The 25,689-nt window shown below is 63.2% G+C and carries 23 protein-coding genes; 8 read left to right on the top strand and 15 right to left on the bottom strand.

Features of this window, described 5'->3' with window-relative positions; all coding sequences use genetic code 11:
- From ACP151_RS10100 to ACP151_RS10125, 6 genes are all read right to left on the bottom strand, one after another.
- A partial coding sequence (locus tag ACP151_RS10100) for a transposase (RefSeq protein ID WP_424976771.1) occupies window positions 1-183 on the bottom strand: 183 nt, incomplete at its 3' end.
- 224 nt (window positions 184-407) lie between these two features.
- Window positions 408-752 carry a RidA family protein gene (locus ACP151_RS10105; protein WP_424978777.1) on the bottom strand — a complete coding sequence of 115 codons (345 nt, stop codon included), beginning with the start codon at window positions 750-752 and terminating at the stop codon, window positions 408-410.
- Between the two features lie 77 nt (window positions 753-829).
- Window positions 830-1,714, bottom strand: a complete 885-nt coding sequence (sigJ, locus tag ACP151_RS10110; RefSeq protein WP_424978778.1) for an RNA polymerase sigma factor SigJ — start codon at window positions 1,712-1,714, stop codon at window positions 830-832.
- Window positions 1,711-2,256, bottom strand: coding sequence for a hypothetical protein (locus ACP151_RS10115; RefSeq protein ID WP_424978779.1), 546 nt, complete (start codon window positions 2,254-2,256; stop codon window positions 1,711-1,713). The genes sigJ and ACP151_RS10115 overlap by 4 nt, the downstream gene beginning before the upstream one ends.
- Before the next feature lie 3 nt (window positions 2,257-2,259).
- Window positions 2,260-2,661 carry a hypothetical protein gene (locus tag ACP151_RS10120; RefSeq protein ID WP_424978780.1) on the bottom strand — a complete coding sequence of 134 codons (402 nt, stop codon included), beginning with the start codon at window positions 2,659-2,661 and terminating at the stop codon, window positions 2,260-2,262.
- Between the two features lie 83 nt (window positions 2,662-2,744).
- Window positions 2,745-4,253 carry an FMN-binding glutamate synthase family protein gene (locus ACP151_RS10125; protein WP_424978781.1) on the bottom strand — a complete coding sequence of 503 codons (1,509 nt, stop codon included), beginning with the start codon at window positions 4,251-4,253 and terminating at the stop codon, window positions 2,745-2,747.
- Between the two features lie 179 nt (window positions 4,254-4,432).
- Between ACP151_RS10125 and ACP151_RS10130 the strand changes: the two genes are divergently transcribed.
- From ACP151_RS10130 to ACP151_RS10150, 5 genes are all read left to right on the top strand, one after another.
- Window positions 4,433-6,166: a sensor histidine kinase gene (locus ACP151_RS10130; RefSeq protein WP_424978782.1), complete on the top strand. Its 1,734-nt coding sequence runs from the start codon at window positions 4,433-4,435 to the stop codon at window positions 6,164-6,166.
- A complete protein-coding gene (locus tag ACP151_RS10135; RefSeq protein ID WP_424978783.1) occupies window positions 6,163-7,503 on the top strand; it encodes a sigma-54-dependent transcriptional regulator in 1,341 nt (446 codons plus the stop codon). Before ACP151_RS10130 ends, ACP151_RS10135 begins: the two co-directional genes overlap by 4 nt.
- A gap of 122 nt (window positions 7,504-7,625) precedes the next feature.
- Complete coding sequence (locus tag ACP151_RS10140; RefSeq protein ID WP_424978784.1) at window positions 7,626-8,636, top strand: C4-dicarboxylate TRAP transporter substrate-binding protein; 1,011 nt, start codon at window positions 7,626-7,628, stop codon at window positions 8,634-8,636.
- Window positions 8,637-8,707: 71 nt separating this feature from the next.
- Window positions 8,708-9,340: a TRAP transporter small permease subunit gene (locus tag ACP151_RS10145; RefSeq protein WP_424978786.1), complete on the top strand. Its 633-nt coding sequence runs from the start codon at window positions 8,708-8,710 to the stop codon at window positions 9,338-9,340.
- Between the two features lie 12 nt (window positions 9,341-9,352).
- Window positions 9,353-10,753, top strand: coding sequence for a TRAP transporter large permease (locus tag ACP151_RS10150; protein WP_424978787.1), 1,401 nt, complete (start codon window positions 9,353-9,355; stop codon window positions 10,751-10,753).
- 54 nt (window positions 10,754-10,807) lie between these two features.
- Here ACP151_RS10150 and ACP151_RS10155 read toward each other — a convergent pair whose 3' ends face one another.
- From ACP151_RS10155 to ACP151_RS10170, 4 genes are all read right to left on the bottom strand, one after another.
- Complete coding sequence (locus ACP151_RS10155) at window positions 10,808-12,340, bottom strand: sensor histidine kinase (RefSeq protein ID WP_424978788.1); 1,533 nt, start codon at window positions 12,338-12,340, stop codon at window positions 10,808-10,810.
- On the bottom strand, window positions 12,325-13,017 hold the full coding sequence (locus ACP151_RS10160) for a response regulator transcription factor (protein ID WP_424978789.1): 693 nt from the start codon (window positions 13,015-13,017) through the stop codon (window positions 12,325-12,327). The genes ACP151_RS10155 and ACP151_RS10160 overlap by 16 nt, the downstream gene beginning before the upstream one ends.
- A 13-nt stretch (window positions 13,018-13,030) precedes the next feature.
- Entirely contained in the window at window positions 13,031-14,557 is a 1,527-nt protein-coding gene (locus ACP151_RS10165; RefSeq protein WP_424978790.1) for a DUF4153 domain-containing protein, read from the bottom strand.
- Window positions 14,558-14,639: 82 nt separating this feature from the next.
- Window positions 14,640-15,566: a LysR family transcriptional regulator gene (locus ACP151_RS10170; protein ID WP_424978791.1), complete on the bottom strand. Its 927-nt coding sequence runs from the start codon at window positions 15,564-15,566 to the stop codon at window positions 14,640-14,642.
- A 128-nt stretch (window positions 15,567-15,694) separates the two neighbouring features.
- On the opposite strand from ACP151_RS10170, the gene speB reads away from it, so the two are divergent.
- Window positions 15,695-16,660, top strand: coding sequence for an agmatinase (gene speB / locus ACP151_RS10175; protein ID WP_424978792.1), 966 nt, complete (start codon window positions 15,695-15,697; stop codon window positions 16,658-16,660).
- A 100-nt stretch (window positions 16,661-16,760) separates the two neighbouring features.
- Here speB and ACP151_RS10180 read toward each other — a convergent pair whose 3' ends face one another.
- From ACP151_RS10180 to ACP151_RS10200, 5 genes are all read right to left on the bottom strand, one after another.
- Entirely contained in the window at window positions 16,761-17,432 is a 672-nt protein-coding gene (locus ACP151_RS10180) for a TetR/AcrR family transcriptional regulator (protein WP_424978793.1), read from the bottom strand.
- A gap of 1 nt (window position 17,433) precedes the next feature.
- The gene (locus tag ACP151_RS10185) at window positions 17,434-18,981 is read right to left on the bottom strand and encodes a trimethylamine methyltransferase family protein (protein WP_424978794.1); all 1,548 of its coding nucleotides are present in this window, start codon (window positions 18,979-18,981) and stop codon (window positions 17,434-17,436) included.
- A gap of 4 nt (window positions 18,982-18,985) precedes the next feature.
- Complete coding sequence (locus ACP151_RS10190; protein ID WP_424978795.1) at window positions 18,986-21,391, bottom strand: GcvT family protein; 2,406 nt, start codon at window positions 21,389-21,391, stop codon at window positions 18,986-18,988.
- Between the two features lie 138 nt (window positions 21,392-21,529).
- On the bottom strand, window positions 21,530-22,516 hold the full coding sequence (locus ACP151_RS10195; RefSeq protein ID WP_424978796.1) for a pyridoxamine 5'-phosphate oxidase family protein: 987 nt from the start codon (window positions 22,514-22,516) through the stop codon (window positions 21,530-21,532).
- A gap of 56 nt (window positions 22,517-22,572) precedes the next feature.
- Window positions 22,573-23,193 (bottom strand): glutathione S-transferase family protein, encoded by a 621-nt coding sequence (locus ACP151_RS10200; protein ID WP_424978797.1) that lies wholly within the window; start codon window positions 23,191-23,193, stop codon window positions 22,573-22,575.
- 141 nt (window positions 23,194-23,334) lie between these two features.
- Between ACP151_RS10200 and ACP151_RS10205 the strand changes: the two genes are divergently transcribed.
- Window positions 23,335-24,222 carry a LysR family transcriptional regulator gene (locus ACP151_RS10205; RefSeq protein ID WP_424978798.1) on the top strand — a complete coding sequence of 296 codons (888 nt, stop codon included), beginning with the start codon at window positions 23,335-23,337 and terminating at the stop codon, window positions 24,220-24,222.
- 326 nt (window positions 24,223-24,548) lie between these two features.
- Entirely contained in the window at window positions 24,549-25,685 is a 1,137-nt protein-coding gene (locus tag ACP151_RS10210; RefSeq protein WP_424978799.1) for an ABC transporter substrate-binding protein, read from the top strand.
- Window positions 25,686-25,689 lie beyond the last annotated feature (4 nt).

Below are 25,689 nucleotides of genomic sequence, written 5' to 3' on the forward strand. Positions count from 1 at the left end.
ACTAAGGCAGAACTGGATGGCCGCATCGGAGAAGGTCTCCGGTCGTCCGCGTTTGCCGCATCGCTCGGCGAACCAGGTCATGTCGCGGTCAAACCAGACCAGCAGAGAGCCGCGCTTTCGAAGTGATGCGTTATAGTTGGACCAGTTCGTTGTTCGATAGCGGGAAGAGGCAGGCTTCGGCATGCCGCCGATCTAACCTACGGGATTCGCAAAGTGAATCCTCTACGGCCTTTGTGCAACAACGCCGATGCGGCAGGACAATACCGCAGCCCCGAAGCTTCCAGGGTTTGCTGATCTGGCGATCACGCCGCAGTCTGCTGTTGCCATGGGGCTGGTCTAGGGGAGAGAGCTGCGGAAACAGAGCAGTCCGGGCCAAGGCTGGCCCGGCGCAATTGATGGGTCGCGGATCAGTCGCAGGCCGCGGTGACGATGATTTCCACCTTCAGGATCTCGCGCGCCAGCTTGGCTTCGCCGCAGGCGCGGGCCGGGGCGTGGCCTTCGGGAACCCAGGCGTTCCAAACTTCGTTCAGTTCCGCGAAATAGGACATGTCAGACAGCCAGATCACGGTCTGCAGCAGGCGGGTCTTGTCACTTCCGGCTTCGGCCAGCAGGGCGTCGACCTTGGCCAGGATCTCGCGGGTCTGTTCGGCGGCGGTGTCTGCCTCGGACACCTGGCCGCTGAGATAGACAGTGCCGTTGTGCTTGACGATCTTGCTGGAGCGGGCGGTGGTGCCGATGCGGGTGATGGTCATGGATCAAGTGCCTTTTCTGTGATGAGCTGCCACGGTCATAACGGCCGACGCAGCCGGGGGAAAGGGCCAGGGGCTGTTCAGAGGGAACCGGGCAGGGCGGTGCCCAGCTTGTCCGGGTTGCGCAGGATGTAAATCCAGGCGATCCGGCCGGTATGGTCCGGCGCCAAGGTGGTGATCGAGTCGAGCTGCCCGTGCCTGTAGCGCAGGAAAGCCGCTTTGCCGTTGGCAACGGCGGTGCGCAGGGTCCAGCCTGGTTCCGTCTTGGCCCGCTGGTGCAGCGCCTGGAACACCTGCATGATCTCTGCTCCGCCGCAGAGTGGGCGACGGGCGGCGCGCCGGTTTGCACCGCCGTCAGACAGCGCCACGCTGTCCGGCGTCAGCATGGCCAGGGCGGTATCGTAGTTTTCTGCCATCACCGCGCCGAAGAACCGCTGGCACAGGGCGGCGACCTCTTCGGGCGGGGCGTCAAAGCGGGGGCCGCTGTCCTGCAGCTTTTTCTGCGCCCGGCTGACCAGCTGGCGGCAGGCGGCCTGGGTGGTGCCCAGCACTTTGGCAATCTCGCCATAGCTGGCGTCGAAGGCTTCGCGCAGGATGAAAGCGGCGCGTTCGCGTTCGTTCAGCCGCTCCATGGCCCACAAAAGCGCCAGCTCGCATTCCTGTGCCAGTTCGAAATGCGGCACAGGTGCCTGTTCAGCCGCGTGCAGCAGCGGCTCTGGCAGCCAGGGGCCCACATAGGTTTCACGCCGGGTCCGGGCCAGCCGCAGCGTGTCGATGGCGATATTTGTGGCAACCCGGCGCAGCCAGGCGGTTGGGTTGGTGATCTGATCGCGGTCCGCTGCGGCCCATTTCAGCCAGGTGTCCTGCACCGCGTCCTCGGCGCCGGATACTTCGCCCAGCATCCGGTAGCAGATCGACACCAGTTTCGGTCGCTCCGCTTCAAACACATCTGTCAGCATGTTCATGTCCGCAGCTGCACCTTGATCGTATCATGTCCGACGTTGACCTGGCTGCAAGTCTTGGCAAAGCCAAGGCCCCGTTTCAAGACCGGATAGATCCGGCCGCTGGAGGCTGCGCAGGCGGCTGCGGTGACCGCAACTTCGCCAAAGCGCAGGGCGATCTCCTGGCGCAGGTCGTCCAGATCCGCTGCATCGGCAATTGCGGCTTGGGCAAAACGAAAGCCCAGCCCGAGGTTGCCAGCGCTGGCGGCCTGGCCTTGCAGACACAGCGTCAGCATGTCGGCAGGCACCCCGGCCTCCAGCGCCATATTGGTGACCAGCTGGGCGCAGGGGCCGCAGTCACCGTCCAGGGTAGAGCCGAGCTGCGCCCCCCAGCGGACCTCCAGCGCGGCTTTGGGGCCGTTGTACTGGGTGAACAGTGGCAGGGCGATGGCCAGCCGCAGCCCCGCCGAGGCTGAGGTTTTGGTAACATGCTGCATATAGGCGGCATCATAGCTGTAGCGGGTGGCAAAGCTTTGGATGGCAAGATTGAGAAGGAATTTGATCATCGCTCAGGCCTTGTGCGGGGTCAGGGGAAGCGCCCGACGGGGCAGGGTGAAGGCGGCCCAGAGCACGGCGGCGGCAGGCAGCTGGATGCCGGTAAAGTTGGTCAACGCGATCAGATCTGCGGGAAAGCCGCGGTGGCTCCAGATCCAGATGTGGAACAGCGCGTGAAACACCAGCCAGGCAGAGCCGCAGACAGCGGCGCTGCGGTCGGTCTTCAGCGCCGCCCAGGCCAGTGCCAGCCCGCTGGACAGGAAGGCCAGCGCCACATCGCGGGCGAAGTGAATGTTCAGCGGGCCGGTCATCTGCACACCCGGCAGGGTGGCATACCAGTGCGGCGTGGCCGCCCACATATAGGCGGCGTTGATCAGGGCAAATCCGCCCGCCGCCGCCAAAATGATCCTTTGCATTGATACCTCCAGAACGCAGGGTCTGAAGGGAAGACGGATCAGGACGCGTGTTTGTGACAGGATGTGCAGCGGTGGGCAGAAATTTATTGCGCGGCGTGCTGCCGGGCCTGGTCCGGGTATAGCTCTGCCATTGAAACCGAGCGGCCGTTGTCCTGCACGATCCGCGCGTGGCAGCGCTGCAGCTGCCGCGGATCCGTCACGCCACAGCTATGGGCAAGGGTGGTGACCTCCTTGATCATGTTCTTGGCATAAGAGGCGACACGCACGGCTTTGTCGGTAGGGTCCAGGCCGAACTGCAGCTTGGGGTTATGGGTGGTGATGCCGGTGGGGCAGGTGTTCTTGTTGCATTGCAGCGCCTGGATACAGCCGAGCGCAAACATGAAACCGCGGGCGGAAACCACAAAGTCCGCCCCGGCGCAAAAGGCCCAGGCGACTTCTGACGGGTTGACCAGCTTGCCGCTGGCGCAAACCTTGATCCGGTCCCGCAGCCCATGGCCAGAAAGGACATCCACCGCTTTGGGCAGGCTTTCGCGCAGCGGCATGCCCATGTTGTCGATTAGGCTCATCGGGGCGGCGCCGGTGCCGCCGTCGGCGCTGTCGATGGTGATGAAATCCGGGGCGCTTTCCGCACCGCGCGACAGGATCTCCCGGCACAGCCCGTCCAGGAAGCCATGGGCGCCGAGGACCGCTTTGAAACCCACGGGCTTGCCAGTGACTTCGCGCACATAGGCGATCATGTCCAACAGCTCACCCGCGTTTGAGGCCTCTGGGTGACGGTTGGGGCTGATGGCGTCCTCGCCCGGGGTCAACCCGCGTATGGCGGCGATTTCCTCTGTCACCTTGGCGCCGGGCAGGATGCCGCCCTTGCCGGGTTTGGCGCCCTGGCTGAGCTTTAGTTCGAACATGCGGACGGTTTCATGGGCGGCGGCAGCGCGCAGTTTCGTCTCGTCAAAGCCGCCCTCGGGCTTGCGGACGCCGAATTTGCCGGTGCCGATCTGGAACACGACGTCGCAGCCGCCCTCAAGGTGGTAGGGAGACAGCCCGCCTTCGCCGGTGTTCAGCCAGATCCCGGCCTTGGCGGCGCCATGTGACAGGGCCCGCACCGCGGGTACGGAAATGGCGCCAAAGCTCATGCCGGAAATGTTGAAAATCGACGCTGTGGTGTAGGGCGTGCGGGCATAGGGGCCGATGGTGACAGCGGCGGGCGGGATGGTGCCCTGTTCGAGGTCCGGAAAGGGCGCGTTGGCGAAATAGACGGTTCCTGCCGGACGCAGATCACGGGTAGAGCCGAAGGCAACGGTGGAATCCACGTTTTTGGCGGCCCGGTAGATCCAGGAGCGTTCTGCCCGGTTGAACGGCATTTCCTCGCGGTCGAGCGCAAAGAAATACTGTCGGAAGAATTCGCCCAGATGTTCAAACAGATAGCGGAAGCGGGCGATCACCGGGTAATTGCGGCGTAGGGTGCTGGCGGTCTGGGTCTTATCGCTGATGTAGACCGCGATCAGCCACAGAAGACCCGCACCGATGGCAAAGATGAAGGCGTAAGACAGGATTTCGAGCAGCGCCAGGACGGTGCTGGATATCTGGGTCATGGGGTCTGTTGCTCCTCTGTGGCCGGGCCGTGCGCCGCCGGGCTGGCCGGTTCTGTGCGGTGCAGGATTTATAGATACTGCGGCAGGGAGGCAGAAGTTGTCCAGCCTGCCGAAGACAGCGGGCAGACGGCGACCAGTAAAACCTTGCCTTTGCCGGTTTTTCCGTCCTATCGACGGGAATGCGCCTGATCCCGTTTCTGATATCCGCCGTGCTGACGATTGCCGTCGCGGCTGGCGTGTTCAAGATCTCCGGCGCCTATTTCCGGTCGGAAGAAGTGGCCAAGGCCGAGGGGCCGCTGTCGCTCCACCAAAGCGCTGTCATTGCGGAACTGGAACGGTTTTCGCATCTGACTCATGTGCTGGCCCGGGACGCCGCTGTCATTGACACGGCCAGCGGGCGGGACACTGGGGTTCTGAACCGGCGGCTGGAGGATTTTGCGGCCAAGGCGGGGCTGGACGCGATTTATCTGATGGATCGGGCCGGCGTTGCCATTTCGGCGTCGAACTTCAGCCAGCCCGGCAGTTTTGTCGGGCAGAGTTATGCGTTCCGCCCCTATTTCCAGCAGCCCCTGCAGGGTGGGCAGGGAAGATTCTATGCCATAGGGACGACCACTGGGCTGCCGGGGTATTTCATTGCCGACGCGGTGCGCAGCGCTGACGGAGAGATCGCCGGGGTCATTGCCATCAAAATCGGCTTTCAGCAGCTGGAGCAAAGCTGGCGCAGCTCGGGTGAGCAGGTGTTTCTGGCCAATGAGGACGGCGTTGTGCTGCTGGCCTCTGATCCGGCATGGCGATACCGCGTGCTGGCGCCGCTGTCAGAGGGGCAGCGGCAGCGGATCAAGGACGCCCGGCAGTTTCCGGGCCAGCCGCTGGAGCTGCTGAAATGGCAGGCGGGTGACGGGCCGCGCGCAGTGATTTCCGGGCAGGAGCAAATCCACCTGACGGCTGCGATCCCGCCGCACGGCTGGACCTTGCATTACTTTGCCAGCGATGACCGGGCCACGGCCCGCAGCTGGCTGGTGACGTTGCTGGTCGGCTTTGCCGCCGGGCTGGTTCTGGTTCTGATCCAGGTTCAGCGCGGGCGCCGGATCAGCGCCGCCCTGGCACGCTCTGAGCATGAGGAAGCCAAGCTGCGCCGGGCCAATGAACTGCTGGCCATAGAAATCGAGGACCGCAAGACCGCCGAACGGCGCCTGAAGCGGACCCAGGACGAATTGGAACGCGCCAGTCGGCTGGCTGCGCTGGGGCGGCTGGCGGCGTCGGTGACGCATGAGCTGGGCCAGCCGATCACCGCCATGCGCAACCATCTGGTCGCCGCTGAAATTGACCCCGGCGGGCGCGGCCCACTGTCGGGCAGGATCAGCGCGCTGGTGGACCGGATGGAAGCTATTACCCGTCAGCTCAAGTTTTTTGCGGTCTCCGGGGCAGACACGTTTGCCGACGTGGACCTGAATGGGGCATTGCGCGCGGCGGCTGCGCTGATTGAACCCAATCTTGCCGAGGCAGGCGCCAGACTGCGGCTTGAGCTGAGCGCCGAGCTGGCAGCGGTCACCGGCAGCCGCCTGAGGATCGAACAGGTGATGACCAATCTGCTGCGCAACGCGGTGGATGCCTGCGAAGACAGCGCCGATCCGCTGGTCACCGTCCGGACCGGGGTCAGCGACGGCGAGGTCTGGGCCGAAATAGAAGACAACGGCCACGGCCTGGGCCAGTCGACGCTTGCCGAATTGCAGGAACCCTTTGTGACCACCCGCGAAAGCGGCCGCGGTATGGGCTTGGGGCTGGCGATTTCAGCGGGTATCGTACAGGACCACGGCGGCACCATGACCGCCCGCAACACCGCCGCCGGCGGGGCGCTGTTTCGGGTCGGCTTTCCCGTTGCGGGTCAGGAAATGGAAGAAGATCAGCCATGAGCGGAGCCAAACCTTTCAGCATTCTGGTCATCGACGATGACAAATCCATGCGCCAGTCCGTCTGTGACCTGCTGGAGGCCGCCGGCTGGCAGACCGTTGCTGTGGCGCGGGCGGCGGTCGGGTTGGAGCGGCTGGCGGAGCTTGCACCGGATGCCATCCTGTCCGATGTGCGGATGCCCGGCATGTCCGGGCTCGACCTGCTGGCCGGGCTGGATCCTGCCTCGGCGCCGCCGTTGGTGCTGATCTCGGCCCATGGTGATATTCCGATGGCGGTGAAGGCGATGCAGGACGGGGCCTACAGCTTTGTTGAAAAACCCTATGAGCCGCGCCGTCTGCTGGCCATTCTGCGCCACGCGGCAGAACAGCACCGGATGCAGCAAAGCAACGCGCGGCTGAAGGCCCGGCTCTATGCGCTTTCGGGGCTGGACCGGGTGCTGCTGGGGCAAACCGCGCCGGTGGTACAGCTGCGGCAGGAGATTCTGGATCTGGCTGACACTGGCGCGGCCGTCCTGATTGAAGGGGAGACCGGCACCGGCAAGGAGCTGGCGGCACGGGCCTTGCATGATCTGGGGCCAAACGCCGACGCGCCGTTTCTGGCGCTGAACTGCGCTGCCCTGTCGCCTGCCACTTTTGAAGCAGAAATGTTTGGAACAGACGGCAGGTCTGGCGGGCGGCTGTTGGCGGCGTCGGGTGGCACCCTGTTTCTGGACGAAATCTGCTCCTGCCCGCCGGAGGTTCAGGCCAAACTGCTGCGGGTGATCGAAGACAAGCAGATCCTGCCTGCGGGCGGCCAGCTGCCGGTGCCGGTCAGCTTTCGTGTGGTTTCGGCCACCAACGAGGATGCAGAACTTGCAGTGCAGGAAAACCGCCTGCGCAAGGATCTGCTGTTCCGGCTGAATACGATGGTGCTGAGCCTGCCGCCCCTGCGCCAGCGTCGCGATGACCTGACGCTTCTGGCGGCGCATTTCCTGTCGCAGTTCGCACAGCTTTATGAAACCGCCGTGCCGGAGATGTCCCAGGACGATTTGACCGCATTGATGGCGCACAGCTGGCCGGGGAATGTGCGTGAATTGCGCAGTGTCTGCGAACGCAGGGTGCTGGCGGCGCGCCGCGGTGCCGGTACCATGGCAGCGGCAATCCGCATGGATCAGCAGCTGGAGGATGTGCCGGACACCCTGCGTGAAGCCGTGGCAGCCTTTGAACGCGAGCTGATCGGCAAGGCGGTGAAGGCCCATGAGGGCCGCATGGACGCCGCTGCCGAGGCGCTGGGGATCGGCCGCCGTACATTGAACGAAAAGATCGTCAAACTGGGCCTCGACAAGGACGCTTTGCTGTAAATTCACCCTGCGGAAATCCGCAGGGCTGCCCGGATTGTGCGCGCATTTTCCTTCATAGGCAGGGCTGCTGCCATCCCGGATACTCCCCCAATCACATCCGCATGCATCTGGGAGGAGCTTTCATGCGCACGTATCTCAAAGGGGCAGCCCTTGCCGCCCTCACCGCAACTTTTGCGACCGAAGCCATGGCAACCGAATGGAATGTCTCGCTGTGGGGCAAACGCCGCGCCTTTACTGAACACGTCGAGAAACTGGCTGAGCTGGTCAGTGAAAAGACCGGCGGCGAGTTCACGCTGAACATCAGCTATGGCGGGCTGTCCAAGAACAAGGAGAACCTCGACGGGATTTCCATCGGCGCCTTTGAAATGGCGCAGTTCTGCGCCGGGTATCACCGCGACAAGAACCCCTCGATCACCGTCTTGGAACTGCCGTTTCTGGGCGTGACCTCGCTGGAGCAGGAAATCGCCGTCTCGCAGGCCGTCTATCAGCACCCGGCGGTGCAGAAGGATCTGGCGCGCTGGGGCGCGACGCTTTTGATGCCCTCGCCGCTGCCGCAGTACAATATCGTCGGCACCGGTGACAAGCCGTCCTCGCTGAAGGATTTCGAAGGCCTAAGCGTGCGGGCGACCGGCGGCATCGGCAAGGCAATGGAAGCGGTCGGCGCCGTGCCGACCTCTATGTCGGCCACCGAAGTGCGTCAGGCGATGGACAGCGGCATCGTCAAGGCAGTGGCGTTTGCGCCGCATGCACATATGGCCTTTGGCACCATCGAAAACGGCACCTGGTGGACCACCAACCTGAACCCCGGCACCGTAAACTGCCCAGTGGTGGTCAATACCGATGCGCTGGACAGCCTGTCCGAGGACCACCGCGCGGCGCTGCTGGGTTCGGTGGATGAGGCGCTGGCCCATTACGTGGACTTCTACAAGTTCAACGCATTGGACGCCTGGGAACCTGCGCTGGACACCGCCCGTATTGAACTGGTGACGTTCCCGGATGCGGAAATAGCGGCCTTCAAGGATGCGGCTGCGGCACCCGCTGCTGCTGCATGGATCGAGGAGAACACTGCGCGCGGTCTCCCTGCGCAGGAGCTGTATGATCTGGTGACCGGCTTGATTGCGGATGGCAGCTAAGCCTGCCGCGCCCCGCAGCTGTCGGCTGCGGGGCTGTCCCGATTTCCCCGTAAAACTGTTGGAGGCCCGCCATGGCCGGCTCATCCCTGGTACTGACAGACGGCAGCCGCCTCAGCGCGGTTGATCAGTCGCTTTACCGTATCGAAAAACCTCTTGCCCTGCTCAGCGGCCTTGCCGTGTTTTCCCTGATGCTGCTGGCGGTGATCTCAGTCGGAGGTCGCAATCTCTTCAATACCCCGCTGCCCGGCTATGTGGATTGGATTGAACAGGCCATGCCGCTGATTGCCTTCATGGGCATTTCCTTTACCCAGCGCGACGGCGGCCATATCCGCATGGACATGCTGGTCGGCGCCCTGAAGGGTCGCGCGCTTTACTTTGCCGAGTTTCTGACCACCGCCGCTGTGCTGATCCTGATGTTGCTGATGGTCTGGGGCAGCTGGGCGCATTTCCAGCGCAGTTTCGATTTTGCCGCGCCGTGGTGGAGTGCGGACAGTTCGATGGATATTTCGCTGCCGCTTTGGCCTGCCAAACTGCTGGCGCCGGTGGCCTTCAGCGTGCTGTGCCTGCGCCTGTCGCTGCAGCTTTGGGCCTATGGGCGTGCTTTGCGCAGCGGTACGGACAGCCCGGTTGCCGTGCCGATGATCGCCGATGCCGCCACCCAGGCGGCGATGGAGGCGGATCACGTCTCTGGTCAAGACAGCTGAGGACTTTCTGACATGGAACCTATTGAAATCGGCCTGACCGTCTCGGCCGGGATGCTGGTGCTGGTGGTGCTGGGCATGCGGGTGGCCTTTGCCGCCGGTCTGGCTGGGCTGATCGGCCTGATCTGGATTTTCTGGGCCAAGTTCGGATATGATCCGGCGCGGTTCGGCAAGGCGCTGACAGTGTCGATCAAGATCGCGGGGCAGGTGCCCCATTCCAAAGTCTCCAGCCAGGCGCTGAGCCTTATTCCGACCTTCATCCTGATTGGTTATCTGGCCTATTACGCTGGATTGACCAAGGCCTTGTTCGAGGCCGCCAAACGCTGGCTGGCCTGGGTGCCGGGCGGGCTGGCGGTCTCTACGGTCTTTGCCACTGCAGGTTTTGCTGCCGTCTCTGGCGCCTCGGTGGCCACTTCAGCTGTCTTTGCCCGCATCGCCATCCCGGAGATGCTGAAGATCGGCTATGACAAGCGCTTTGCCGCAGGCGTGGTGGCGGCGGGCGGCACATTGGCCTCGCTGATCCCGCCCTCGGCTATTCTGGTGATCTATGCCATTATTGTTGAACAGGACGTGGGCAAGCTGCTGTTGGCAGGGTTCATTCCCGGAGCGTTTTCGGCAGTGATCTATGGGCTGCTGATTGTCGGTATGGCCGTCACGATCAAAGACTTCGGGCCGCGTGTCACCGGCTTTAGCTGGCGCCAGCGGTTTGCGGCCCTGCCGCCTGCGCTGCCCATCGTGTTTGTTGTCGTGACCATTATCTTCTTTGTCTACAACCCTTTTGGCGGCGATGCCTGGGGCACCCCGACCGAAGGCGGCGCCATAGGTGCGTTTGTTGTCTTTCTGATGGCCCTGTTCCACGGCATGCGCTGGCGCGAGTTCAAGGACGCGTTGCTGGAAACCGCCAAGCTGAGCGTGATGATTTTCACCATCATCTGGGGGGTGCTGATCTATGTGCGGTTCCTGGGCTTTGCGGATTTGCCCGGCGCCTTCGCGGATTGGATCACCGCGCTGGAGATGCCACCCATGCTGATCCTGATCTGCATCCTCTTGGCCTATGCGGTGCTGGGCATGTTCATGGACGCAATTGGCATGCTGCTGCTGACCTTGCCGGTGGTTTACCCGGCGGTGATGGCGCTGAATGGTGGCGAGGCGGTTTCGGCTGCGGACAGCACCTTTGGCATGTCCGGCCCGATGTGCGCGATCTGGTTCGGCATTCTGGTGGTGAAAATGGCTGAGTTCTGCCTGATCACCCCGCCCATCGGATTGAACTGCTTTGTGGTCGCCGGCGTGCGCGATGACCTGAGCGTGCAGGACGTGTTCAAGGGGGTGACCCCGTTCTTCATTGCCGATGCGGTGACCATCGCCCTGCTGGTGGCCTTTCCGGCCATCGTGCTGTGGCTGCCGGGGCAGGTGTGATCTTTGCGTCCGGTCTGACGCGGGCCGCCCGATGCAGGGCGGCCCAAAGACGTTTCAGCTGAAAGTGAGCAGAAAGCAGGCGCCCCGGCTGGAAGCGACGAGGCTGAAGCTGCCGCCGATGGCTTCAACCGTTGCCTTGACGATGTTGAGCCCCATGCCGGTGCCGCCACTGTCCCGCCGGGTGGTGAAGAAGGGCTGCAGGATCTTATCTGCATTGCCTGCGCTGATGCCGGGGCCATCATCCGCAATCCGGAGGCAGGTTGCCGCACCGTCCTGATAGGCTGTCAGACCCACCTCCTGCGCGCCGTGCTGATGGGCGTTTTCCAGCAGATGGGTCAGGATGATCTGCAGGGTGGGGGCGGCCACCGGCAGCGGCAGGGCGCCGTTCTCGGTCTTGATTGCAAGGGCGGGAAAGGCCTGCGACATCTGAGGTGTGATGGCGTCCAGACAGCTGGTCCCGGTCATCGCGCTTTGGTCTGCCAGGCTGAAGGCGCGCATGTTGGCCAGCAAATCCTCCATCCGTTTGCCGCCCTTGTCGATGGTGTCCAGCAGGCGCTGCCGTTGCGCCGGAGGAAGATCACCGTCGCGCAACAGCTCTGCTGCGCCTTTCAGCGCGGTCAGCGGTGATTTCAATTCATGGGTGACATGGGCGGTGTAGGTCTTGAGCGCGTCCTGTTTGTTCTGCAGCCGCGCGGTGAGCGACTGGAAACTGTGGCTCAGATCCTCGATTTCCCGCGTGCCCAGCTGGTCCGGCGGTTCCCACGCCTGGCCGCCGTGGCCCGCCATCTGGCTGCGCTGGATCAGCAGGCGGATCGGCCGGGTGATGAAGCGCCAGAACACATAGCCGATCAGCGCTGTAGACAGGGCCACAAAGGCGGCGGCCTTGGCAAGGTTGAAGCGCTCGCCATAGAGGAAGCGGAAGATGTGGTTCGGGGTGCGGCTGAGGTAAACCGCGCCGATCAGGGTCTGATCGGCAAATACCGGCATCGCTACAAACACACGCACACGGGCGCCCCGGCTGAGCGTATAGAGCGCAGGCGGTGTGTCCTCGCGGACCCGGGTGCGCGCGACAGAGGTGGTCTTGCCTGCCAATGCGCTCTGGATCTCTGTCACATGGCCCAGAAACGTGCCGGTTTCGGCGGTGCCTGCAAACACGTTGCCGCGGGCATCAAGAAAGCGGTAGCCTGCCAGCGTCTGGATCTGCGCGGCATTGGCGATGCGGGTCAACCGGGTTGCGATCTTGCGATGGGGGACACCGGCAGGACCGGAGAGCGGTTTTGCATCCGGGCGCGGCGGCAGAACCGTTGCGCTGTTGACCGACAGCGACGGAAACACCGCGCGTTCACCCGTAACAGGCCCCCAGTCAGGCGGCGTGCTTTTGGCGGCGCCGGCGTAAAGCTCCGCATAGGCGGCTGACATCACCGCAGCCTGGGTCAGCAGGCTTTCCTCGGTCTGCTGCACCAGCTGGCTGTCATAAAAGCGAAACAGGATCAGCCCGGCAAAAGGCAGGCACAGGACCAGCGCCAGCACCAGAAGAACCACGGCCCAGAGCCGCGGCCGCCATTTGCGGTTCAGCCCGGCGTGCATGCGCCCATCCTGAGCCCGACGCCGTGCACGGTCACGATCCCTTCGGCGCAACCGGCCAGGGCCAGCTTGGCGCGGATGTTGCGGATATGGCTGTCGATGGTGCGATCGGACACATGGATGTTGTAACCGTAAAGCGCATCCACCAGCTGCGCCCGCGACAGCACCCGGTCCGGGCGGGACATCAGTATGGCCAGCAGCCGGAATTCTGACCCGGTCAGGGCCACCGGCGCGGCAGCAAAGCGGCACAGGTGGCGGTCCGCATCGAGCTGCAGGCTGCCCTGCGTCAGGACCGTTTCTGGCTGTGCCGGAGCAGAAGCGCTGCGTTTCAGGATGGCCTTGATCCGGGCCACCAGTTCGCGCGGTGAAAAGGGCTTGGTCAGATAGTCATCGGCCCCCAGCTCCAGCCCGACAATACGGTCAATCTCGTCATCGCGGGCTGTGAGGAACAGGATCGGCACCTCAGAGGATTTGCGGATTTCCCGGCAGACCTCGAGCCCGTCCATTTCGGGCAGGCCGATGTCCAGCACGATCAGGTCTGGGTGTTCCTGCCGACTGATGTTCAGCGCCGCAAGCCCGTCGCTGGCAAAGAGGGTCTCAAACCCCGCCTTTTCCACCGCGAACCTTGTGATTTCAAGGATGTCGGGGTCGTCATCGACAACAAGAATGCGGGCTGGCATCAAATGGGGTCCTTTAAGTCTGCTGCTGATAATAGGCTTGGATCCGCCATCTCCGAAAGCCCCATTCGCGCCAGTTGGTGATGGTGGTCCGGTTCAGATCAGAGTGTATCGCGCTGCCGCAGACCTGTTGCCCTGTTGCGGTCTCGAAGGCATGGACCGCAGGATAGGCCGCAGCACCAAGGCTGCAGATGTAAGACGTGTCCTGCGTCACCAGCGTGCTGCCATGGGTCAGGTTGTAGCGGGCGATGACATCGGCAAAGTTTACGAAACTGCAGATATAGAGAGCGGCGACAAGCGCTGCGAAACAGCGGCGCAGCAGCCAGGCCGTGCCGTGGCCGCGATGGATCTGCACCACGGTCAGCACCAGCCCTGCCAGCACCAGCGCCATCCAGACAAAGGCGGCAATTCGCAGGTACGTCAGTGCGTAGGCGGCAACGTAATGCTGAAGCCGGATGGCAGCGGTCAGCACCAGGATCATGTTCTGCGCCAGCCACAGATAGACCAGAGCACGCAGGGTTCTGTCGGTGCCAGTCATGCTGCGCGTCACCAGTGTGAACACACCAGCCAGCAGGGCTGTCACCACCAGCGGATAGGCGCCCCGGTGGGCGTAAGCGGCATAGCTCATCCCGTCCGGCAGGGCGACGCCGCCGGTCAGGATGCCAAGGTCCATCATCGTTTGGGCCAGAAACAGCAGGTTGAACAGCACCAGTGAATTGCGCACCGACACCGGATTGATCAGAAAGGCGGCCCTGCTGGGGCCGGCCTTTTGTACATTGGCGGCAGGCGCGGTGCTGCCTAACCAGGTCTCGCTCAGGTTCAGGCAGGGCCACAGCAACGCAGCCGCCACGGTCCAGAACAGAAGCCGCAGCCAGAACTCCAGTTCGAACAGCCGACCCGGGTCCAGCTCTGCGAGAGCCTCCTCCAGCACCGGGTTGGCAGAGGCCAGCAGCATCAGGAAGACCGAACCCATCAGCAGTGGCAGCGCCAGCGAGGCCGCATGGCGGCGGAGGCCCGAGCTGAGGTCCGAGGCGGGCATGGCGCACAGGGCATTGCGCAGCAGCAGCGCGGCGCCAAATGTTGGCAGACGCAGGGCGGTGCGCAGTGCCAGCCGTTCACTGAGCACCGGGCCGTACACCGCCCAGGCCGTCAGGCAGATCAGGCCGCCAAGGCTGAACAGGACGGACAGGACCTGCAGGTCAATGGCGGCCGGCAGGTTGCTGAGCAGGGCAAAACCCGCGGCGCCTGCCCATTCCCGGATCGTGGGCCGCCGGGGCTTCATCGCCATGACGGCAGCAGAGAGGATCAGCGCAAAGACAGCCACCGAAATGCCTGCCGGCTGGTCCCAGAACAGCCAATCCGCAATTGCAACCAGCGATGCCAGCAGCGGGATTGCATGACGTGCCCGCATTGAAACCAAGAGCGGTCCGCGGCCCGGCTGGCGGCGGGGCTGCGCCTGCGGCGGCTCGCCCGCGGCCTCCAGCCACCAGGCGTCAAGCCGGAGGCTGTCCGGTATGCCGTGAATGATCAGTTCCTGCCTCATGTCCTGTCTCCTGCCAGCAGTTTTCATTGCCCGGCAGGATGCCTGTGTGGCTTGCAGCTTTGGCGCGCCATGTCCGCAGGTTTCAGGGGGCTTTTGTGCAGGTTTCGTGCAGGGCGTCAGGCGCGGACTGGCAGCCGTGACGCAGATCGTTCGAAAACAGCTCAACTGCACGGGGCTGAACCTGTGTCCGCCGGGTGGCCAGCGCAAATTCGGAGTGCCAGCGCAGCTGCGGATGCTCAAGCGCGCGCAACCGGCCTGCTGCCACACGGCTTTCAGCAAAATGCACCGGCAGCGGGCCAAGATAGTGGCCGGTTTCGATCAGCATCGCCAGTGCCTCCATGTTGTCAGCAAAGGCTGCGGCGCCGGGGCCCTTCCAGGAAGGCAGCAATGGCATGTCATAAGACCGCTGGCACACGGGGTACTGCGGCAACAGCTCGGGGCAGACCTGGCTGGGGGGCAGGGCAAACAGCGGATGCTCCCGGCCGCAATACAGCTGGTGCGCCTCGTGGCACAGCGGTTCATAGACCAGGTCGGACAGCCGGTTGCGGAACGGAGCAACCGCCGCATGCAGCGCCCCGGAAACCAGTTGCTGCGTCAGCTCGGCTGGAGAGGCAATGGTGATCTCCAGTCGGACATCATGGCCACGTGCCAGGAACCGTTGCAGAGCCTGCGCCAGGTTCAGGCCGGGCAGACTGCTGACAGCATCTGCCGTGCCGATGCGCAGGTCGCCGGTGACAGTATCGCGCAGCTCCAGCAGTTCGGCGTCAAAGTCGCGGGCGCAGCGCAGCATCTCGCGGGCCTTGCCCAGGGCGATTTCACCGCGCTCCGTCAGCCGGAAGCCGCCGCGCCCGCGCTCGCACAGCCGGTACCCCAGTGAGGTTTCCAGATCGCGGATACGGATGCTGATGGCGGATTGGGTGATGCCAAGCGCATATTGCGCCTCAGAAAACCCGCCGCAGTCGGCGACAGTGACAAAGGTTTCCAAAAGCGGGTTGCGCAACAGTTTCATGGTGCATCTCCTGTTCTGCGGCGACAGCATTCATATGAAACTAGATTATGTGAAGATAACCAGTGCAATATTTTTTCATGTTTTGCGCCGTGCTCCCTTGTGCAGAGATCTTGCAGAAGGAGACGCAAATGTCCGGACACGGGTATGAAACCGGCCGCCTGAACCTGCCGTTCACCGGAATTGCCACTTTTGGCAGGACCGCTTACGCGGCGGATTGGGACGCCATCGATGCGGATGTTGCCATTCTGGGCGCGCCTTATGATGCCGGCTGCCAATATCGGTCCGGCGCGCGGTTCGGTCCGCGGGCGGTGCGGGAGGCATCCACCCTGTTCAGCTTTGGCCATGCCGGCGCCTATGATCACGAGGATGATGCCACCTATTTGCAGCAGGATGTGCGGATCGTTGATCTGGGGGACGCCGACATCATCCACACCAAAACCAAGGCCAGCCACGCCAATATCGAATATGGGGTGCGCAAGATCCTGCAGGCGGGCGCGCTGCCGGTGGTGATTGGCGGCGATCATTCCATCAACATCCCCTGCATCCGCGCCTTTAAGGAGGATTGCTCCAAATCCGGGCCGCTGCATGTGGTGCAGATCGACGCACATCTTGACTTCGTCGATGCGCGCCATGGTGTCACCGAAGGCCACGGCAACCCGATGCGGCGGGCCATAGAAAAGGACTATGTCAGCGGCATGACCCAGCTGGGCATCCGCAATGTCTCCTCGACCGCAAAAGAAGGCTATGAGGACGCCCGCGCCCGCGGTTCAGACATCCTGTCGGTGCGGCAGGTGCGCAAGCTGGGCACCGAAGCAGTGCTGGCGCGCATTCCCAAAGGCGCACGCTACTATGTCACCATCGACATTGACGCCTTCTGCCCCTCAATCGCGCCGGGCACCGGTACGCCAAGCCATGGCGGCTTTCAGTATTATGACGTGCTGGAGATCCTGCAGGGGCTCAGCAAACGCGGCAGCGTGGCTGGCATCGATCTGGTGGAAGTGGCTCCGGCTTATGATCCGTCGGAAAGCACCCAGATTCTGGCGGCGCAGCTGTTGCTGAATTTCCTCGGCTTCATTTTCCACAACCGCCGCTGAACCGGCGCTTGCTGCTTCTTTCTGGTGGCAAATACCCCGGGGAGCGCGAGGGGCCGGCCCCTCGCCCTGGTCTCTTGTCCTGGCCGCTGCCGATGGCGGTTCAGGCGGGCATCCTGCTTTCGGCAAAACTGCGTGCGGCGGCCACTGCCACTGGGTCCGGTTCCGTTCCGGTGAAACCCAGCAGATAGCCTTCCAGCCGGGCGGTGCGGGCCTGCATCGGCTCGCGCACTTCCAGCGCGTGATAGCCGCATTGCATAAAGTAAAGGATCCGGGCGCGGGCCTCTGCCTCATAGGTTTCGTAACCATGGTGTGCAAACATCGCCGTCACCGCTGCCAGCCGTTGCGTGTCCGCGGCGTCAATCCGGCTGCGCACCGGGCCGTCATGGCGTGACCATTCCCGGACTGCAAAATCCAGGCTGGCGTCAAACAGGTCCGGATCGACAAAACAACGAAAGAAATTGCAGACCGCCCAGGTGATATTCTCCGCAGGCAGTCGGCAATGGGCCAGGACCGGCTCTGTGTTGCGCGCTTCCCAATCGTCCAGCAGCGCCTGCAGCAGGTGTTTTCGGCTTTTGAAATACCAGTAAAAGCTGGAACGCGAGACGCCGAGACGCTCGCTGATGGCCAGCACCTTGACCCCGGCCACCCCTTCGCTGATCAGCAGATCCCGCGCCACGTTCAGCCAATCCTCCGGCGTCACTTTCACATGGCCGCTGAGCGGTTCCTTGTCAGGGTTGTCCCGGTGCAGCACCGGGGCGGCGCGTCTGGCCATGTCAGCTCTCCGGCGGGGCGCCGCCATCTGCGGTGCGTTTGGCGATAAAGCCTCGCAGGGCCTCAGCGCGGGTTTCATCCGTTGCCGGGCGGTTATCACGGGCCAGGATATCCTTCCAGACCTGTGTGGCGCGCTGGTTGGTGTCCAGAGCGCCGCGCTCGCTCCAGGTGCCGAAATTGGCATAATCATGCACCACGGGTTCGTAGAATTCAGTATTGTACCGCGCCATGGTCTGCGGGCTGGCAAAGAAATGGCCGCTTGGCGCCACCTCCTTGAGTGCGGTGTCATAGCCGATCTCGTCCGTGCCTGCCTGCGCGCCTGCGCACAGCTCGGCAATCATGTTCAGAACTTCGGCGTCGGTGACCAGCTTTTCGTAGGAAACGGACAGCCCGCCTTCCAGCCAGCCGGCTGAGTGGATGATTACCGTGGCACCCGCCATCAGGCAGCCCCACAGCCCCATCTGGTTCTCGTTGGCCGCCTGCACGTCATTGCAGTTTGAGGCCGACCCGGCCGCCGACCGCCACGGAAGACCCAGGAAGCGCGCCAGCTGGCCTGCCGCCAAGGAGGCCTGGAAATGCGGCGGCGTGCCAAAGGCCGGGGCGCCGGATTTCATGTCCACATTCGAGGTGAAAGTGCCGTAACACACTGGCGCGCCGGGGTTTGCCAGCTGGGTCAGCGTCAGGGCTGCCAGCACTTCTGCATGGCTGAGAGTGATGGCGCCTGCCACGGTGATCGGCGCCATTGCCCCCATCAGGGTGAACGGCGTGATGATCGAGACCTGGCCGTGCCGTGCAAAGTCGATCAGCCCCTGCGCCATCGGAATGTCCAGCGTGCGCGGGCTGTTGGTATTGATGATGGTGTAGCAGTGCGGTTCCGCCTGGAATTCTGTATCCGACAGGCCGCGGAAATCGCGGATCATCTCAAAACAATCCATCACCTGCGGCGTCCCGCGCGAGAAGATGAAGGGGAACTTGTCAGTCCGGGTCATCTGCGCTTCGGTGGTGAAATAGTGGCGCAGATGGATGGGGACGTCCTGCGGTTCCACCTGGGGCGAGATCATCTGGAAGACGTCGAAATGATGGGTGAGCTGCAGGTATTCCAGATAGTCCTGCGCCGAGCCCGGACGGCGGCCGCGCTCCAGATCGGTGGCATTGGGCGCGCCTGCGCCGGCCTGGAAGACCAGGCTGCCAAGTTCCAGCGTGATGTCGCGGTCACGGGCGCCGGCCCGGCAAGTGATTGAGCGGGGGGCTGTTGCCAGCGCGGCCTCAACCATGTCGCGGCCGATATAGACCATTTCATTGTCTTCATCGACGCGAGCACCGCCTTTGGCATAGATACGCCGGGCCTCGGGCAGCAGCACTTTCATGCCCAGCTCTTCCAGCATCTTCAGCGCGGTTTCATGCATGTCCGCAATCTGATGCGCCGGGAAGACCTCCATCTGCGGGAAGGGGTTTTTCAGCTGGCGGTAGTTTGTATTGCGCTGCGGGGTGGGGGCAGCGTTGCCCCCGCGTCCTCGCCGCCTGCGTCCGCCGGTGTTTTCGATGGTCATGGCCTTAACCTCTCATCGCTGTGCCAGCGGGGTCATAGGGGGAGGGCGCAATCACCCGTGCGGTGCGTTCCTGACCGACAATATGCAGGGTCAGTTCCGTACCCTCTGCCGCTGCATCGCGGTCCAGCATCGCCATGGCCAGGGACTTGCCCGTGGTATGGCCGAAGCCGCCGGAGGTGACAAAACCGACGCGTTTGCCGTCCTGCCAAACCGGTTCGTAACCGCTGGCATCGGCGTCCGTGGCTGCGACTTCCAGCGTCACCACCATTTGCGCGGGACCGCCTGACTCGCGTTCCTTCAGCGCGGCGGCGCGGCCGATAAAGTCCTTGTTCCAGTCGATCCAGCGGTCCATGCCGGTTTGCGCGGCTGTGTAACCTTGGGTGAACTCGGCGCTCCAGATGCCAAAGCTCTTTTCCAGCCGCAGGCTCAGCAGCGCGTTGAAACCGATTTCGCGCAGCCCCAGATCAGCGCCTGCCTCCTTCAGGAGTTCGCGAAGGGTGATGTGCTCAGCGGCGGAACAATGGAGTTCATAGCCCAGCTCCCCCGTGACCGAGAGGCGGCCAACCTTGAGACGCAGCAGGCCGATGTCGAAGGTGCCGCAGCCCATGAAAGGCAGATCGGCAATGGGACCGTCTGTCAGTTTCTCCAATACCTTGCGGCTGTTCGGGCCAGAGAGGCTGAAGCCGGTGACGGCATCGGTCACGTCGCGCAGCGCGACGCCTTCGCCCATGTGGTCCTGGAACCAGCGCAGGTGCCATTCGCGCAGGTAATAGCTGCCCATGATCCACCAGGTTCCGTCGCCCCAGTTAAACACGGTGAGGTCGCCCTTAAGCCGCCCTTCGGAGGACAGCATCGGCGCCAGTTTGGCGCGGCCTGGCTTGGGCAGCTTCGAGGCCATGATGCGGTCTAGCCAGGCTTCGGCACCGGCGCCGGAAACCTCGAACCGGGAAAAGGCGGAGATATCCAGCAGGCCGACGTCCGCGCGCACTGCCTTGCATTCCTCTGCGACGACGTCAAAGGCGTTGGAGCGTTTCAGGGTCGGGGTTTCGGTGAAATCCTCGGAGGGGGCAAAGTAAAGCGGGACTTCCAGCCCGTAGCTGGCCCCCCAGCGGCAGCCTGCGGCTGTCATCCCGTCATAGGCCGGTGCCTTTTTCAGCGGGCGGCCTGCGGGCAGCTGTTCGTTCGGGTAGGTCATCACGAAACGGCGGGTGTAGAACTGGCCGGTGGTTTCCTTGATGAAGCGCTTGTTTTGTGCGTAGTCGCCGAACCGCGCCACATCCATGCCGAACACATCTGCTTCCGGTTCGCCATGGATCATCCATTCGGCCAGCGATTTGCCGACGCCACCGCCCTGCAGGAAGCCTGCCATCACGCCGCAGGCGCACCAGTAGCCGGGCTTGCCGCGCACCGGACCGACCAGCGGGTTGCCGTCGGGGGCAAAGGTGAAGGCGCCGTTGACCCAGGTCTTGACGCCGGTGGTTTGCAGCGCCGGGTAGCGTTCAAAGCCCAGCGTCAGTTCGCGTTCAATCCGGTCGGGGTCTTCCTGCTGCAGCTCGAACCCGTATTCCCAGGGCGCGCCGTCCATCATCCAGTGCTGGTGGTCGATTTCATAGATGCCCAGCAGGATGCCCTTTTGGTCCTGGCGCATATAGGTGAACCCTTCGAGGTCGACGGTCATCGGCACTTCGAAATCCAGCTGCTCCAGTTCCGGGATGGTGTCGGAGATCAGATAGTGGTGATTGAGCGGCGACACAGGCAGTTCGATGCCCGCCATGCGGCCCACCTGTTTGGCCCAGAGACCGGCAGCATTGACCACATGTTCGGCGTGGATGGTGCCCTTTTCGGTGACAACCTGCCAGCCGCCCTCCACCTGGTGCAGCTCCAGCACGCGGTTGTGTTCAATCACTTCTGCGCCGCGTTTCTTGGCCGCCCCGGCATAGGCGTGCACGGTGCCGGTGGTGTCGACATAGCCCTCGCGGTCGGCCCACATGCCGCCCAGGACGCCATCCGTGGACATGATCGGGCACAGCTCGCCCGCCTCTTGCGGGGTGATCAGGCGGCAGTCGTCGATGCCGATCGACTGGAATGTGCGATAGGCCGACTGCAGCCATTCCCAGCGGTCCGGGGTGCCTGCCAGCGTCATGCCGCCGGTCATATGCATGCCGACGGATTGGCCGGATTCCTTTTCGATCTCAGACAAAAGGTCGATGGTATAGGCCTGCAGCGAGGCAATGTTGGGGTCGGCGTTCAGAGCGTGAAAACCACCCGCGGCATGCCAGCTGGAGCCAGCCGTCAGAACCGAGCGTTCGATCAGGCAGACATCGGTCCAGCCGAATTTCGCCAGATGATAGAGGACAGAGGCGCCGACAACGCCGCCCCCGATGACAACAGCACGATAGTGCGACTTCATGGTCTTGCTCCCTGTCAGCTGCCTCAGGGCTGGTGGGGTGGCTCCCCGAAACCGCCCTTTGGACATTTCTGTCCAATCCATTGCCAATCCTGTACAGTCTTGTCCAGAGAAATTTTGCAAGACAGTGCATGGGACGTTTTAGGCGTCCGGTTCAGCAGCACGGGTCTGGGCTTCGCTCCAGGTGTCCGTGCGCAGGGTCTGCGGTGCAAAACTGCCCGCTCCGCTCCGCCAGGGCAGGGCGGCTTCCAGCCACTGGCCCTGGCGCAGGACAAAGCGCCAGCCGCGCTGCGCGCCCGCAAAGATCGTCACATCCGGATGGTCTTCCTCCAGCAGCTCCACAGTGCCGGTCAAGAGCAGCAGGCTGCCGGATGCAAAATCCACAAAGGCCAGCCCGGCGCGCGGGTTCAGCAGGAAATTCCCCAGCGTGTTGAAATGGTTGTTGCCGCGGAAATCCGGGATGGTGAGGGCATTGCCGTCTACCCGGACAAAGCCGGGCCGCCCGCCGCGATGGGAAACATCCGCGCCTGCATGCCGGGGATCGCTGGCGGCAGGGTTGTGGCTGGCAACAAAGAATGTATCGGCCTGGGCGATCAGCGCAGCATGCGCGGCTGAGAGCTGGGAAAAAACCTGCGGTTCTGCCGGGGGGCTATCCGCAACCATGATCAGGCCGCGTTCCTGAATGTATTGCGGGCAATTGCCAAAGGATTGGTCCACGGCCAGGGTGAAGCCCCGGGGATCTGCCGCAGTGACCCGCCCATTCAGCCGGTTGCGGCGGCGGCTGTGCAGCTCGATCCCCAGAAGGCCCAGAGCAGCCCCTGTGTGGATGGCAGCGCGGACCGGATCCCGTGCGGGGCCGCTGTGCGACACCTGCAGGTGCTGCGGATCGGGTGAGGTTGCAAAGCCGGGCGGGCCGCTCAGCAGGCTGGCCCAGGGCCAGCCATCCGCGTCCACGGCACCGACGGCAAGGAACGGCAGCTGGGCGAAGAACGCCCGATGCTCATCCGGCATAAAGGGGCGGATCATCCTGCGGCCCAGGGTCTCTGCCATCTCGCGCTTGCCGGCGCGGCGCTGCATGTCCTGTTCGCCGGGATGAAAGGGGGATGGGGGTGCTGCATCATGGGCCATTGGACCCTCCTGTGTCTGGAGAGAGGCGGCGGCGATTGACGCCGCCGCAGCTGGGATCAGGCGGCAAGGCCGGCCTTGGTGGCGGGCATCGGTTTGAAGCCCTTCAAGCCCTCAATACTGGCCAGCAGGGCGCGGACATTGGGGTAGGGGTCCAGTGAAATACCACCTTCTGGCGCATGGGCGATGTAGGAATAAACAGCTACATCCGCGATAGTGGGGGCATCCCCGACCAGAAAGCCGCGGCCTTTCATATGGGCGTCGATCTTGCCCAGCACGCGGGCCGCGACGGTGGCGCAGAACTCTGCGTTCAGAGGGGCGTTGAACACGGTGATCAGGCGTGCCGCCGCCGGGCCAAAGGCAATCTCTCCCGCCGCCAGGGTCAGGAACTTCTGCACTTCGGCCTCCTGCAGCGGATCTGACGGCAGCCAGGAGGGGGCATATTTGCGGGCCAGATAAACCAGAATGGCATTGGAATCGCTGATCACCGCGGCGCCGTCCTCGATCACCGGCACCTGGCCTGCCGGGTTCAGCGCCAGAAAGGCCGGCTGTTTATGTTCACCGCCGGCGAGATCGACGTTCACCACTTCATGGGCGATACCGGTGAGACTGGCAAATAGCTCCACCCGGTGGGCGTGGCCGGAAAGAGGGAAGCTGTGAATACGGATCGGGTTTGCCATGGGCTGGGGTCCTTGTGCTGCGGCCGGGGCCGTTGGGTTTTCTAAGACACTGGCAATATAGGCCCCCCTTGGTTGGGCGATAATATTCCAAATCATGGAATAATTATGTATGCAGTGTTCATAAAAACGGAGCCCCCCGCCATGGATAAACTGGACTGTATGCGTGCCTTTGCTGCGGTGGCGGCGCAAAGCTCCTTTACCTCCGGAGCGAGACAGCTGGGGATCAGCACCAAACTGGCCAGCAAATACGTTGCCCGGCTCGAGGAGCAGCTGGGCGCCCAGCTGCTCAATCGCACCACCCGCAAGGTAACGCTGAGTGATACAGGCCGCGCATATCTGGAGCGCTGCCTGCCTTTGCTGGATCAGTTCGATGAACTGGAGGACGTGGTGCAGCTGCGCCAGCAGGAGCTGGCCGGCCCCATACGCATCACCGCGCCCACAGGGTTTGGCAGCCGCGAACTGGTGGAGGCGCTGCAGCCGTTCCAGCAGGCGCATCCCAAGGTTGCGGTGGAGCTGGTGCTGTCCGACCGCCACTTGCCAATGCTGGAGGAAGGAGTGGATCTTGCGGTCCGTTTCGGCGCCCTGAAGGATTCGACACTGGTGGCGCGCAAGCTCTGCAATATGCGTCTGGTGGTGGTGGCGTCTCCAGATTATCTGGCGGCAGAAGGGGAACCGGCAGAGCCAGAGGCACTGGCAACCCACAACTGCCTGCTACAGATGACCGCGCCGCAGCCGGATGCCTGGGTCTTTGGTAAGGGCGCTGCACAAAGGACTGTCACAATTGGCGGCAGCTTTCGCGCCAATTCACCACGGGCCGTGGCGCATATGGCGGCCAGCGGTCTCGGCATTGCCCGCTGCCCGCATTATACCGCGCTGCCGTTTCTGCGGGACGGCAGGCTGCAAGTGCTTTTTGAACAACAGGAAACGGACCCGATGGCACTTTATGCAGTCTACCCCTCCAGCCGTCACCTGACCGCCCGGATCCGGGCGCTGATTGATCATCTGGCCGGCTGTTTCGGGCAGCGCTGAAGCAGGCCGCCGCGGCAGGGGTGCCAGACTGTTTTCATCTTTCCCGAAATACTCCGGGGAGCACGAGGGGCTGGCCCCTCGTATGTCTTGCAACAGTCCCGGGGATGCAGGTGCCGCAATGAGAGCAACAAAATCGCCCCAAGTATTTTAATCTTGAAATATATATCCAAGCCTGCGTAGGCTTGCGGTGAAGGCTGGCACAAGATCAGCCACAGGGCCATGCGGTGCAGCGGGTCTTGGCTTCTGCCGGGGCGGCGCTAAAGTCGCAGGCATTTGAACAAGAGACCCGGCCGGCGGGCCGGGATATTCTGGGAGGACATGACGTTATGAAAACCATTCGGATGCTCGCCATGGCGGCAGCCATTCCGGCGCTGGCGGCTGCGGCCCAGGCCGACACTAAAATCGGCATGATCACAACCCTTTCCGGCGGTGGGGCAGGGCTGGGCGTGGATGTGCGCGACGGCTTCATGCTGGCGATCGAACAGGATGGCCGCGCGGGAGTCGAGGTGGTGATCGAAGACGATCAGCGCAAACCCGATGCGGCGGTGCAGATTGCCGACCGGATGATCCAGTCCGAGAAAGTGGACATTCTGACCGGCATCATCTGGTCGAATCTGGCGATGGCGGTGGTGCCTGCGGCGACCGCACAGGATGTGTTCTACCTGTCGCCGAATGCCGGTCCTTCGGCTCTGGCAGGCAAACGCTGCCACAAAAATTACTTCAATGTTGCCTGGCAGAACGACAACCTGCACGAGGCCGCAGGCGCCTATGCCAATGAGGCGGGGCTGACGAACAGCTTCATCCTGGCGCCGAACTATCCGGCAGGCAAGGATGCGCTGACCGGTTACAAACGCATGTACGGCGGTGACCTGGCCGGGGAGATCTACACCAAACTGGGCCAGACAGACTATGCCGCCGAAATCGCCCAGATCCGGGCCTCGGGGGCCGACTCGGTCTATTTCTTCCTGCCCGGCGGCATGGGGATTTCCTTTCTCAAGCAATATGCGGGCAGCGGTGTGGATCTGCCGGTGGTCGGCCCGGCGTTCTCCTTTGATCAGGGCATCCTGCAGGCCGTGGGCGAGGCAGCCTTGGGTGTGAAGAACACGTCGCAGTGGAACAAGGACATCGACAATCCGGCCAATGCAGCCTTTGTCGCGGCTTTTCAGGACAAATACGGCCGTCTGCCGTCGCTCTATGCCAGCCAGGGCTATGACACGGCCAACCTGATCCTGAGCGCCTTGGACAAGGCTGAGGTTTCGGATCAGGACGCGTTCCGCGCGGCGCTGAAGGCGGCAGAGTTTGCCTCGGTCCGCGGCGATTTCAAGTTCGGTCCGAACCACCATCCGGTGCAGGACATCTATGTGCGCGAAGTGATCAAGGAAGGTGACGTTTTCACCAACAAGATCATCGCCACCGGACTGAGCGATCATGCCGACGCCTATGCGGGCGCGTGCAAGATGTAAAACC

The sequence above is a fragment of the Leisingera sp. S232 genome, from assembly GCF_049800895.1.
Classification (GTDB): domain Bacteria; phylum Pseudomonadota; class Alphaproteobacteria; order Rhodobacterales; family Rhodobacteraceae; genus Leisingera.